Source organism: Paenibacillus taichungensis (genome assembly GCF_047302525.1).
In the GTDB taxonomy this organism is placed as follows: Bacteria; Bacillota; Bacilli; order Paenibacillales; family Paenibacillaceae; genus Paenibacillus; species Paenibacillus taichungensis_B.
This window is the reverse complement of record NZ_CP168020.1, coordinates 5,021,684-5,033,359: the sequence shown is the minus strand read 5'-3', so window position 1 is coordinate 5,033,359 and position 11,676 is coordinate 5,021,684. Positions and strand designations below refer to the sequence as shown.

14 protein-coding genes are annotated in these 11,676 nt (G+C 42.0%); 13 read left to right on the top strand and 1 reads right to left on the bottom strand.

Annotated elements, in window-relative coordinates:
• Positions 1-119: 119 nt before the first annotated feature.
• From ACDJ58_RS22540 to ACDJ58_RS22485, 12 genes are all read left to right on the top strand, one after another.
• A complete protein-coding gene (locus ACDJ58_RS22540) occupies positions 120-689 on the top strand; it encodes a hypothetical protein (RefSeq protein WP_413373027.1) in 570 nt (189 codons plus the stop codon).
• Positions 690-824: 135 nt separating this feature from the next.
• Positions 825-1,343 carry a GrpB family protein gene (locus ACDJ58_RS22535; RefSeq protein ID WP_413373026.1) on the top strand — a complete coding sequence of 173 codons (519 nt, stop codon included), beginning with the start codon at positions 825-827 and terminating at the stop codon, positions 1,341-1,343.
• A 41-nt stretch (positions 1,344-1,384) separates the two neighbouring features.
• The gene (locus ACDJ58_RS22530; RefSeq protein ID WP_413373025.1) at positions 1,385-1,807 is read left to right on the top strand and encodes a hypothetical protein; all 423 of its coding nucleotides are present in this window, start codon (positions 1,385-1,387) and stop codon (positions 1,805-1,807) included.
• A gap of 46 nt (positions 1,808-1,853) precedes the next feature.
• Positions 1,854-2,381, top strand: a complete 528-nt coding sequence (locus ACDJ58_RS22525; protein WP_413373024.1) for a cysteine hydrolase family protein — start codon at positions 1,854-1,856, stop codon at positions 2,379-2,381.
• Between the two features lie 1,155 nt (positions 2,382-3,536).
• A complete protein-coding gene (locus tag ACDJ58_RS22520; RefSeq protein ID WP_413373023.1) occupies positions 3,537-4,004 on the top strand; it encodes a hypothetical protein in 468 nt (155 codons plus the stop codon).
• 809 nt (positions 4,005-4,813) lie between these two features.
• Complete coding sequence (locus tag ACDJ58_RS22515; protein ID WP_413373022.1) at positions 4,814-5,197, top strand: nuclear transport factor 2 family protein; 384 nt, start codon at positions 4,814-4,816, stop codon at positions 5,195-5,197.
• Between the two features lie 292 nt (positions 5,198-5,489).
• Positions 5,490-5,972: a DinB family protein gene (locus ACDJ58_RS22510; RefSeq protein WP_413373021.1), complete on the top strand. Its 483-nt coding sequence runs from the start codon at positions 5,490-5,492 to the stop codon at positions 5,970-5,972.
• A 59-nt stretch (positions 5,973-6,031) separates the two neighbouring features.
• Positions 6,032-6,418: a GNAT family N-acetyltransferase gene (locus ACDJ58_RS22505; protein WP_413373020.1), complete on the top strand. Its 387-nt coding sequence runs from the start codon at positions 6,032-6,034 to the stop codon at positions 6,416-6,418.
• A 58-nt stretch (positions 6,419-6,476) separates the two neighbouring features.
• Positions 6,477-7,340 carry a phosphotransferase gene (locus ACDJ58_RS22500; RefSeq protein WP_413373019.1) on the top strand — a complete coding sequence of 288 codons (864 nt, stop codon included), beginning with the start codon at positions 6,477-6,479 and terminating at the stop codon, positions 7,338-7,340.
• A gap of 50 nt (positions 7,341-7,390) precedes the next feature.
• The gene (locus ACDJ58_RS22495; RefSeq protein ID WP_413373018.1) at positions 7,391-7,744 is read left to right on the top strand and encodes a hypothetical protein; all 354 of its coding nucleotides are present in this window, start codon (positions 7,391-7,393) and stop codon (positions 7,742-7,744) included.
• A 589-nt stretch (positions 7,745-8,333) separates the two neighbouring features.
• Entirely contained in the window at positions 8,334-8,570 is a 237-nt protein-coding gene (locus ACDJ58_RS22490; RefSeq protein ID WP_413373017.1) for a hypothetical protein, read from the top strand.
• A 24-nt stretch (positions 8,571-8,594) separates the two neighbouring features.
• Complete coding sequence (locus ACDJ58_RS22485) at positions 8,595-9,140, top strand: hypothetical protein (RefSeq protein ID WP_413373016.1); 546 nt, start codon at positions 8,595-8,597, stop codon at positions 9,138-9,140.
• 121 nt (positions 9,141-9,261) lie between these two features.
• Here ACDJ58_RS22485 and ACDJ58_RS22480 read toward each other — a convergent pair whose 3' ends face one another.
• Positions 9,262-9,918: an ABC transporter substrate-binding protein gene (locus tag ACDJ58_RS22480; RefSeq protein WP_413373015.1), complete on the bottom strand. Its 657-nt coding sequence runs from the start codon at positions 9,916-9,918 to the stop codon at positions 9,262-9,264.
• 430 nt (positions 9,919-10,348) lie between these two features.
• On the opposite strand from ACDJ58_RS22480, the gene ACDJ58_RS22475 reads away from it, so the two are divergent.
• Positions 10,349-11,503: an MFS transporter gene (locus tag ACDJ58_RS22475; RefSeq protein WP_413379787.1), complete on the top strand. Its 1,155-nt coding sequence runs from the start codon at positions 10,349-10,351 to the stop codon at positions 11,501-11,503.
• Positions 11,504-11,676: the final 173 nt, after the last annotated feature.

The following is an 11,676-nucleotide window of genomic DNA, read 5'->3' as shown; positions in this document are numbered from 1 at the left end:
ACAAAGAAATACAAGTATAGCGATGCGGGAATCCTCACTAAATATAATAATGAAACTATCTTTTGGCGTTTTCAAATAGACTTGTACATAGTTATGATATCAGGAAGAGGTGTTTAAACGTGAAAATAAATTATGAAATGCCTGAATCATTAGTAGACGTCGTCCGAATAGATAAGGAACTACGTGAACGACATGATGGAACCTTCGATGATTATGTGGGTTTTTATATTAGTTTTAATAATGATGATGATAGATATTACTGTACCCCAGATGATGCCATCGTATTTGGAAGAACAGGGGTAGATGGTGACCACTTTGCTTTTTTAACGTTTAACGGATCAATTAGTGATCTGGAAGAAGCTCCTATTATTTTTATTCAGCCAATGGCATCTGGTAATCAAGTAACTTTAGTAGCCAGAAATCTTAAGGTTTTTTTTGCTTTATTCATTAATCTCAAGGAAATTTATGTATTGGAACGATTTCGGTTTTATAAGAACAAATTAGATTTTATTAATGACTATAATGATAACTACTTAAAAGATATAAGGCTGAGAGAGAATGATAGTAATTTTATCATTGATCTATTGAGGAGGAATATCGAAGGTATAGTAAATATTGATGATGTATACGAATACATTACTGAGTTAAAGAAACAAATAAAACTAGGAATAAATAATGATGATTTTTAGTTTTCGGATGACATCTGTAGCGAATTAATAATTTAAGAATGTGACAAAAGTATAGAAAGACGTGTTGTTCCTTATGTAGCTGGATTAGATAACTAAGGGAGGACTTCGTGGAAGATCAATGGAGAATTGCAACGTATGACCCTGCTTGGAGGCATATGTTCCTCGAAACCGGCGATGCAATTAAGAGAGGCGTTGGGAGAAACAGCTGTGCGGATTGACCATGTCGGATCAACTTCCATCGTCGGAATGGACGCCAAACCCATCATAGATATACAAATTTCCGTATCCAATTACGAAGATTTGCCTAACTACAGGCATGAAATCGAAGCGGTGAGCTTCGTATTCAGAGAAGAAAATCCGGATAAAACCAAGCGATACTTTCGCGAAGTCCCCGGATGCAGGAGAACACATGTACACGTCAGACAAGCAGGGAGTTTCTCTGAGCAGATGAACTTGCTTTTTAGAGATTATTTGAGGGAACATCCAGAGGATCGATTGAAATATGCAGAAGAGAAGCACAGGCTTATGGCATTATATAAGGACCAGCGGCCAAAATACGTGGAAGGCAAAGGACCGATGGTGTGGAGCATATTAGAGAAAGCTCATATATGGTCCCAAGAAATCGGATGGCAACCGGGAAAATCTGACGCATAGGAACATTCAATGAATGTGGGTAACCTTCTGGGAGGGATGAGATGAACATTGGAAGAAAGCTGCTAACGACCGTTCTAACCATCATTAGTTTTACTTTAATTGCAAGTATAATATCCATGAATGAATCCTACAACTTTGATTTTTATATTCTTGTTTATCTTGTATATGCGACTCCCCTGATCACATTGATCGGGCTACCTTTATCTTTATTGCTGGATTATCTGTTGAGTAGATCTCGTTTCGCAAATTATGTAATTTATCTAAGTTTGAGAATACTGGGCTACGCATGTGCTGGAGTCTTAGGAATGTATATCTATTATTTGCTCATGGGCGCTGGAGAAGAAATTTTGAATTTTAAAGATTCATTGAATTTGACCTTATTTGGCGTCCTTGCTGCTATACTATTTGTGTTGATCGATCTGGGATTGGAAGGTTTGTTAACGGTGCGAAAACGGAAGAAGTAGTCATAACAAGTGCTGATTTAATATTATTTTTCAGGAGGAATATAAGATGCCAACCCACTGTGCACTACTTGTAATCGATGTTCAGGTAGCCATGTTCGATGAATCAGATCCCGTATATCAAGGGGGCTTATTGCTTCAGAGAATACAACACGTCATTGCTAAGGCTCGGCAAAAAGGTCACTCCATTATCTACATTCAGCACAGTGAAGGAGCAGGCAGTCCCCTTGAGCGTGGAACGGCAGGTTGGGCGATCCATCCGTCCATTGCGCCGATCACTGGTGACCTTATTATTGAAAAGCAAACACCGGATTCGTTTCACGAAACAGATCTGAATTTGAAATTGCAAGAAAACGGAGTGACGGATCTTATTCTGACTGGCATGCAGACGGAAATATGCGTGGATACGACTTGTCGCAGAGCAAGTAGCCTTGGCTATGCACTAACCTTGGTTCGTGATGCTCACAGCACATGGAATTCCAATATTCTTCAAGCTGAGCAGATTATAGAACATCACAATACGGTTCTGAGCATGTTTGCGAATATGGTGGATACCGAAAATGTAATGAATGGATGAGATGAATTGACGTTTAATAAAAGAATATTTAATCTTTCGGCTTGGATTGCCGTGTTAGCTGTGATCTTTATTCCAGGAACAGCCTATACAGAGGGGCCTTTACGAACAGAGTATGGTTTTCCATTGCGGTTCTTTACTGATTATCACTATAAGAAACCTGATGATACGATCTGGTTCCTTTCCACTGTATATGTGAATGCTCTTCTGTATTTATTTAATGTCCTGTTTATATACGCTGGAATTCATGTTTTACTCTATGTAAAGAAGAGAATAACGACACCAAAAGAGTAGGGAGCTGCGACGATCGCGGCTCTTTTGTTTTTACCATATCAAAAGTTGCCGTGAGTTCCCAATAGAAGGCTTATGATAATTCGGGTATACAGCCAGCTAGCGGACTGACAGTAGGGATCGTTGCAGAAATGCTGACGATCCTTTTTGTATACCTTGGACATGAAGCTTAATGGGATATTATTAGTCTAATATAATTCCCCTGTTCTCTACCGTCCGCAAAGGTATACAAGAAAGTTTCATCAGATTCAGAAAACCCAAGCTTCTTTGTTCGGGTATTTTTTTGCACATGATTTCACAATGGTATAACACTTCTTTTTTAATTGGAGTAGCTTCAAGCGTCCCTCTAACGAAAAAACAACAACATACCGCTCGTTAGGAGCAGTATGCTGGGTCCGACAAGTATTAGATCGTCGCGAATTCCTCGCAGACTGAGGGGGACGATTTCACTGAACCACCATCCACCCGCAGGGGTTTGCAGTCTGATTTCCAAATTCCCGCTTGTTTGTACAGTGCCCGTTTTTGGGATAATAACGGCAGGTATGTCGGTATCATGATTGCGATATACGCTGGCAACTTTATTCAGCACACCTTTATCAAAAAAGGCATCGAGATTTTCATAAACTCTCCTTTGATTAGGCGCTCTTGATTTGGGAGAATACCCCTCTCTATTTATTATCATCTTACTAGGCTTAGCGGTTAAAGGCTACTTGCGAAAGCAAGTGACTTTTTTGTATCATCTGTAATGTTTTTGAGCTAGCCGCCCATTGAAATTGGAATTATTTTCTTATTGTATATACATGTAACTTATGGTAAATTTGCAAAGCTATTTTTATGTATATTTTTGAATAAGAGGGGTTTTTAATTATGAAGAAAAGCACTTTGTTCGTAGGTTTGTCGGCATTATCCTTGGTAGCAGCTGTCACGGTTGCATCTGCAGCACCAACAAATAATGTAGGGGACTCATCAGCAACTACTGCATCTACACAAGGCGAAGGAATCATTACCCCAATGGCAGTTGATAATGAGATTGTGAATTCACAGATTTCCGGAAGTAGCTACACGAAGAGTTTTAATATCCAAGCAAATTATGGATGGGTCAAAGTTTGGGTTCAAAATACATCTAAGGAAACCCTCACTGTCCGAGTTACTCAAAGTACTCTGTCTGGTACTCAAAAAATGTTATTCTCTGTAGCTCCTGGTGCAACTTGGTCTGAATATGGAACAAAACCATGGGCAACAGGTACCCACTGGGTTAGCATCAGCACTAAAAACGGTGGCAACATGTCAGGATTGCTTTCTGTTAAACTTGCAAATACGAAGGAAGAGCTTTAATACGAAATAAAATAGAAATCTTAGGCTGTAAACTGAATTCGGTATTTACCGGCGTCAGATGTTGTTTTCAACTAGCAGGCTGACAAAAAAGGATCGTTGCAGATATGCTGACGATCCTTTTTTGTATACCGTTAGGGACGGTAGAGGACGAGAAAACGAGTGATGACGCCTTATATAAGCTATCGGGCAGGTTAGTTAAACAGATGCAGAGAATAGTCACTAATACAAATGAGTGTTTCACCGAGCGCAATTAATAGGTGGGAATTGAAATACACACGATAGTTATTTCTGCTACAAATCAGTGAAATGCCTGTCACATATCGTCAGAATGGTCTTCAACTCAAAAAAATTTCAACGGACTATCATTAGTTAGTTCTTTTTCTTTTGTTGAAGAAGTGAGGAATTACAGTGAATGCGCTGCTTAGTTTGAAATGAACGTACTTTGCCGGTTTTATTTGTTCTCACCTTGGATTTGAAACTGACAGACTCCCTCCCTTATACAATTTTGTGTTTCATAATTATAAGCAATAACCATATCGTTACTTTGCTATCCATTTGTTAGTGAAAATACCGAGGTTATACTGAAGTGCTCATCAAGTAGTGGAAGCATAAGTTTAACAACTGGAAAAATTTTAGACTTAACCCATAAAGAGGTCAGATATTTACCCATAAGTATGTCAGAAAATTCTTAGAATTTTGGTGTTTTCGTGATATTTTAAATGTAGAAATATATGGTAATATTACATTGAGAATAAGTTGCCCAGGTAAACAAGGGTATTATCTTTTATGTAAAGGAGAGGAGTACGGTTATGGTTAGTAAAGAGATAAGGGACATAATTGAAAATTATCTTGAAGCATACAATTCATTTGAAATTGAAAGAATGGTCGAACTCTTACATAATGACATAATATTCAGTAATATTTCCAATGGAGAAACTACAACGGAGACCAGAGGAATACAAGCATTTAGGGAGTTGGCAGAACAGTCGTCAACGATGTTCTCTAGCCGTCGCCAGACAATTACCAATTACAGTGTTATAAATGATAAAGTAGAGGTAGGAATAGATTATGAAGGTATTCTTGCCGTGGATTTTCCTAATGCATTAAAGAGTGGGGATAAGCTGCAATTAAAAGGAAAGACAACATTCGAGATTAATGAAGGAAAAATTTCTTTGATTGAAGATTACAGTTGAATACACCACACGTTTTTTAAGCTAACGGGTAACGTTAGTTCAAATGAGTATGAAGCAGCCTGCAGGTTGTACAGGCTGTTTCTTTCCGTTGAACTATCCGGCAGATAAGTAAGTATAATGATTTTGCCCGTTTAGTGCTGTGATTACGTAATGGATGCATAAGTTTCTATAAGTTTTTGGAAGCATGACATTGGATTTTGGAAAACACCTTGAGCATTCGGACAAGACTTTTGCCAATATGGAACTGATCAAAACACTTAAAACGCATGATATAGAAAAGGAGAATGGCTAAATGGAATCTTTCTTTCGTTATAACTGGATCGTGCGTGAGCAATGGTTTCAGTGGTGTGAGGATGTACCGCTGGAAGAGCTGCTTCAGCCTCGAACAGGTGGAGTAGGCAATATATTACAAACGTTTTTTCATATCATTGATGTAGAGTGGAGCTGGCTCCAAGTATTGCAGGGCAAACCGGATGGTATAGAGAACTTTGAAGACTATAAAACACTGGAAGCTATACGACAGTTTGAGCGCAAACTGCGACCCGAAGTGGAGGCATTTGTTCTATCCTGGGATTCCAGCATGGAAAAGAGACCCTACATCGATCCTGAATTGGATAGCACCGTCGTCAAGGAATCGTGGGGAGAAGTGATGCGTCACGTGATTGCTCATGAGATTCACCATATGGGGCAATTATCGGTATGGTCCAGAGAACTAGACAAGAAGCCCGTGTCTGCCAATTTCATTGGTAAAGGACTTATTGCTCCTGATAACTAGGGAGAAAAGGAGAGTTTATGATTCATTGCAGAGAAGCTAGAATTGGGGATGGAGAGGTGATGAGCCAATTATCCCGTCAACTGGGTTACACCAGTACAACAGCAGAAATCAGCGAAAGATTGAATCGACTAAGCTCATTGACCGATCATTATATTTGTGTAGCCGAGATTGATTCCGTTGTTGTGGGTTGGGGTCACGTGCAGGGAAGACATTCTATCGAGAGTGCCCCTTTTGCCGAGATTGGTGGCTTGGTTGTCGATGAGCATCATAGAGGTGCGGGAATCGGTAAAAAGATCATGAGCGAATGTGAGAAATGGGCACGGATAAACGGGTTTAACAAAATCAGGGTGCGATCAAACGGGATAAGGGAAGATGCGCATCAGTTCTATATTGCCATCGAATATGAAGAGAAGAAGTGGCAGAAGGTTTTTGATAAATCATTATAAAGATTAATGGAGTATCAGATACCGTTATTTCTAAATTCATAGAGAAGGGTCGGGCCAAATGAGGTTAACTCTGGAAAGTATCCATTGGGTGGAGTTGAGCGAAGAAATTCGCTGCCTGCTTGGAAAACCATATAACATGCTTCCCCTATCACCAGGGCTGGAAGCAGACGTTGTGAAGATAGAATGCGCTGATCACTCTTATGTGTTAAAGATATGGAACAAGGACTCCAAACCTAATATTCGCAACCAGTATGAACTATTATCTGAACTATACGAGAGTGGAATACAAGTCTCCAAACCGTACGGTTGGGGCATGGATATGGATTCTAATCAAGTCCTGTTAATGAGTTATGACGGGGAGCCTATAGCCAAGTTAAGCAAAACCAAGCTGGAGCAATTGGCTCAAAAGTTAATTCAAGTCCATGGTTATGATATAAAAGATACGGGTAACGCGGATGCAAATTTCATACCACAATATGATTTCGTAGGATATTTTTTTCCCTCCATTGAACTGCATGAGGATATGCATCAGATTCTGGCCAGCCTTCTTCAACGGACTGAGTTTAGGCAGGATCATTTGATCCATGGTGATTATAACCTGGGAAATGTTCTGGAGGCAGATGACCAATACACCATTATCGATTGGACGAATGGGCAGCGCGGTGATCCCAGGTACGATATGGCGTGGTCCATTTTTTTGATGACGATCTATGCGGGGGAACGAAACGGTAAGATGTACAGTGCTCTATTCAAGAGTCTATCGGAATACACACCGGACGATGCGGAGATTTTTGAAGCTATGGCTTGTTTGCGCTGGATTCTATTAAAGCGAGTGTCTAATGTTCCTATGGGCCCGGGTGTGATACAGCGGATTAAAAAGATTATTGGCAAAAATTCATATTTAAATGATGAACTGCTGTAGTTCTGTCCTAAACTCTCCTTCGTTGCATACCTATGGTATAGAGGAGCGTGATGGGTATGGAACAGAAGGTGCAAACCTATTTTGAACTGAAACAGCAACAAAAAGAAATTGAACAACGACTATCTGTGTTGCGAGATGAGATTGTCGGGTATTGTGAGGAGCAGGGCGTCTATGAGACGCAAGTTGGCGGATACACTGTGAAAATGGTGCTTCAGCACCGTAAGGAATATGATGATCAGAAGCTGTACGCATCCCTTCCCGATCCGGACATCTGGCGACTGCTGTCCAAGGTGGACAGTCATAAGCTGAAAAGCCTGATCAAGCTGAACATACTCACTGAGGAGCAGATTAGTCCAGCTTGTACGGTGAAGCCGGTAACATTATTACAGGTGGACAAGTTGTAACCCTTCGCACGCCATCATATATTAACCATTCTATACTCGCCATCACAAAGTACCTTCCACGGCATATTGCTCTGTTGCCATCATCGACGGAATACGGAGGTGTTTTTGTTTTTGCGTGGTAGCATAAGCTGGCCTTTTGTATTCGATCATTAGCTACAGCCGAAGGAGCCGTTCTGGAGTATCATTAAGGAGTACCAGTCATACTTTCTTTGTCATTCGCACATATATGCCAACGCTCCCCGAGGAGCTGATTGAATCGGTCACGAGGTGGCCGGTTTTTTTTTGTATAAAATTGTGTACAAACTTCAGCCGTGCGTTTTAAGTCATCTGTAAGCATAGGCCTGATTCAGTGCCGGAATAAAGAACAAACGGAATACATTGAAAAAGTTAAGCGGGCGGTTTATATGTTATAATTTGTAATTAATTCATATGCCATCTTTGATTAGGAGGGAGAAAGAAAATGAAGATTAAGTACCTGGCTATGGTTGTGCTCTTGTTTATTCTCGTAGGATGTTCTGACAAGATAATATCCCTGAATGGGGAAAGCGAGCATTGGAAAGTTGTGGTCACCAACAGGTTTTAAACCGGTATGGTTGAATTTACGATTCGATATATCGGGGACGAAAATATGGTGAAAGATGTTGGTTATCAATTTGGCGGTAAAGATCTAATGGCAAGCGGATTGGAAGAAAATCTGGGTACACCTTTCCGGGATATTAAGCAGGCCTCGGGTCCGAAATATTTGGAGAATGAAGACTTTCCCATCCCTGTCCATATTCAATGGAATGAAGATCAGGAAGAGACAGTATATCTTCAAAAGTTGTAGACCGATGAGTTGAGGAGATGGACCATGAGGAAAAAAATAATTTCGATCGTGCTTGCCATCTGGGTATTGATGATTGTGATCAGTGTGGTTCTTCTGTTTCTGCCCAGAACGATCCATCTTGATGGTGTGGGTGTAAAATACCGGCTGGGGGGAGAAGACAACAGGGAACCAGAGCAAACGGTTCATATCAACATGGATGGCAAGCGTTATCTAACGACCTCGGGTGATTACATATTCAGAGGAACCATTGATATTGAAGGCGAACCTTTCCCTGTACCCGAAGATCAAAAGAGGCTCGAAATTCGTTTTCATAAAGGATACGGAGTGATAGAATACATCATTTTTGAAAATGGGAAAACGGATATCTTCTTATACGGCACACTATTTGTTGATCGTGCATTCAGCAAACTCACCATCGCCATTTCGGAGGAGGATTCGAACGGAGAGCAGAACAGTAAAAGCTGGAGCTCCGAAGATGGGCTCATGCTTTCCATGCCTGCAACGAATCGTTCCGAAGCCATTCAGCTCTCTAATGAACTGATGGAAACCTACTCGGGGGCTTTACATTAAAATGAGAAATCATAAACATAAACATAAACAGGCATGCATTTACCTTGAGGGCCTTCTCCCTTCATGTAAACGACATACCTGTTTTTTTTATTTATGTTTCAAATCTCTAGTAATCTTGTGTTCAGTTTCCAAGCAAAGCTTTTTCTACTTCATCCAGAACCTGACCATAGGCAATCGGTCCAAATCCAGCTACCCAGACCGTGTTGTCCACCAGGTAAACCTGGTCGTTCTTCACAGCCTTCATGCCTTTCCAGACTGCATTGTCACGCAGCTTGGTGAGTGCTTGTTCGTTATCTGCTTCACTACCGGAGATGATCATGAAAATACGATCCGGATTCAATTCAGGCAACAATTCGAGCGACACATTCTCAATAACTTCATTCATGACAATGCCTGCTTTGGCAAGATCAGGTGCATGGAGTCCGGCTATATCGTACAGCAGGTTCGGAGAATAGAAGGCGTCGGGTGATTTGTCACTTGGGGCAAACACCTGAATCTGCTTATCGGTCAAACGAAAAATCAGAATGGTGTCATCCGCGGCATCGCTGGCAGCAACTTTGGTGCCAAGATCCTTCGCCTTTTGATACAACTGATCCACGATTTCGTCTGCCTCTTTTTCTTTGCCCAATACTTTGGCTGTATCCTTGAACCACTCAAGCGAATTGCTGAAGTAGCTGCTCATATAGACAGGTCCAATCGCGCTGATCGCGTCGTATTCATCAACAAGTACTTCATTGGACAGAATGAGATCCGACTCTGTGTCCAGAAGGGCTTCCATGTGTAAACGGGTTGCCGTTAGAGGGCAGCCTGGTATGGTGCTCAATGGATGTAAGATTGTACATCGGGATGTCCCCCTCTATGAAGTCGAGTTCAGTGTGTTTTTATAGGTACTGGAATCAAATCCTGTGTATTATCTTATTATTCTAGCGAGTAACAGGAGCGCTATCAATCATCTTCGATGTTGCCTTCGATAATCTTCTATCCTCTGTAATGATCCAGCATGCGATGATTACTGTTTAATAGCGTTTACATTGAAATTCGAAGTGAAACACCGTAATTAAATGGATTATCCTCCTAAAACGATCGATCTGCCGTTGATTAAGTATGCCAAATGTTGGTCCGATTTTATAAGCTTATTCTGTAGGCCAAAGGGCTTTTGGACTATACAAAATAAAGGATAAAGGAGAGTCTTTGTGAACCCGAACTCAATGGCAAAAGAACGCCTCCCCTGGTCAGCTCTGCTCGCTTTGGCCATGGCTGGATTTATATGCATTCTTACAGAAAGCCTGCCGGCGGGGCTGCTGCCGCAAATAGCACAAGATCTGGAGATCAGGGAAGGTTTGGCTGGACAGCTCGTCACTTTGTATGCGGTGGGATCTCTTCTGGCGGCAATTCCGCTGACGACAGCAACTCGTGGATGGAGACGCAGGCCGCTGCTGCTATTATGCATCTTCGGTTTTCTGGTTTTCAACACGATTACGGCCGTATCTTCGGTATATGGTTTGACCCTTGCTGCACGCTTCATGGCGGGTGTATCTGCTGGAGTGTTGTGGGGGATGACTGCGGGTTACGCACGCCGGATGGTTTCAAGCTCGTTAAAGGGAAAAGCGATGGCTGTCGCCATGGTGGGCACACCGCTCGCGCTTGCGCTGGGCGTTCCCTTGGGAACCTTTTTGGGAAATTACGTAGGATGGCGCCTTATTTTTGGAACAGTCTCCTTATTGACGGTTGCACTTGTATTGTGGGTGCTCTGGAAAGTACCTGATTATGAAGGGGAACCTGCCCGTCATCAGCTTGCGCTTCATCGGATTTTTGTTATACCGGGGGTTCGTCCCATATTGTTTGTTGTTCTGACCTGGGTACTGGCCCATAACATTCTGTACACGTATATCTCACCTTATCTGAGCGAGACGATGCTGTCCGAACGGGTGGACCTGGTTCTGATGATCTTTGGAGTGACTTCGGTGATCGGTATATGGATTGTTGGGCTGTTGATTGACCGTTACATGAGATTATTGATTCTGGTTAGCCTTGTTCTATTTGCGCTGGCCTCGCTGGCGATGGGGATCTTTATCCATCAACCGATGATGATCATTTTAGGAGTAGTCGCCTGGGGGCTTACATTTGGAGGGGCGGCTACGTTATTACAAACTGCAATTGCGCAGGCTGGAGGCAAAAGTGCCGATATTGCCCAATCCATGCTGGTGACAGCATGGAACCTGGGGATCGGAGGAGGAGGGATCGTCGGAGCCATCCTTCTGGACCAGATGGGGGCTCGTTTCCTGCCGATTTCCCTGATCCTGTTGATCGTTATGGCCTTACTCGTCGCCTGGTCCGCCAGTAAACATGGTTTCCCAAGATAGGTTATTGAACAGAACATTTACACGAAAACGGAGAGGTCAGAACAAGTCTGGAGAAGCGGAGCGTCCGCCTTTATCCCCTGATTTTCCCTTATGTATAAGGGATCAAAAAAATCTGGGGATAACAGCGATCGAAAGATGGTTCTGACCGCGCAGTGATCCAGTGTAAAATCATT

Bases quoted from the DNA above. Each gene is read 5' to 3' on its own strand.
- ACDJ58_RS22515 (WP_413373022.1), top strand. From the start codon at position 4,814: ATGGTTAGTAAAGAGATAAGGGACATAATTGAAAATTATCTTGAAGCA.
- ACDJ58_RS22530 (WP_413373025.1), top strand. From the start codon at position 1,385: ATGAACATTGGAAGAAAGCTGCTAACGACCGTTCTAACCATCATTAGT.
- ACDJ58_RS22490 (WP_413373017.1), top strand. From the start codon at position 8,334: ATGGTTGAATTTACGATTCGATATATCGGGGACGAAAATATGGTGAAA.
- ACDJ58_RS22485 (WP_413373016.1), top strand. From the start codon at position 8,595: ATGAGGAAAAAAATAATTTCGATCGTGCTTGCCATCTGGGTATTGATG.
- ACDJ58_RS22520 (WP_413373023.1), top strand. From the start codon at position 3,537: ATGAAGAAAAGCACTTTGTTCGTAGGTTTGTCGGCATTATCCTTGGTA.
- ACDJ58_RS22480 (WP_413373015.1), bottom strand. From the start codon at position 9,918: ATGGAAGCCCTTCTGGACACAGAGTCGGATCTCATTCTGTCCAATGAA.
- ACDJ58_RS22500 (WP_413373019.1), top strand. From the start codon at position 6,477: ATGAGGTTAACTCTGGAAAGTATCCATTGGGTGGAGTTGAGCGAAGAA.
- ACDJ58_RS22510 (WP_413373021.1), top strand. From the start codon at position 5,490: ATGGAATCTTTCTTTCGTTATAACTGGATCGTGCGTGAGCAATGGTTT.
- ACDJ58_RS22535 (WP_413373026.1), top strand. From the start codon at position 825: ATGACCCTGCTTGGAGGCATATGTTCCTCGAAACCGGCGATGCAATTA.
- ACDJ58_RS22495 (WP_413373018.1), top strand. From the start codon at position 7,391: ATGGGTATGGAACAGAAGGTGCAAACCTATTTTGAACTGAAACAGCAA.
- ACDJ58_RS22475 (WP_413379787.1), top strand. From the start codon at position 10,349: ATGGCAAAAGAACGCCTCCCCTGGTCAGCTCTGCTCGCTTTGGCCATG.
- ACDJ58_RS22525 (WP_413373024.1), top strand. From the start codon at position 1,854: ATGCCAACCCACTGTGCACTACTTGTAATCGATGTTCAGGTAGCCATG.
- ACDJ58_RS22505 (WP_413373020.1), top strand. From the start codon at position 6,032: ATGAGCCAATTATCCCGTCAACTGGGTTACACCAGTACAACAGCAGAA.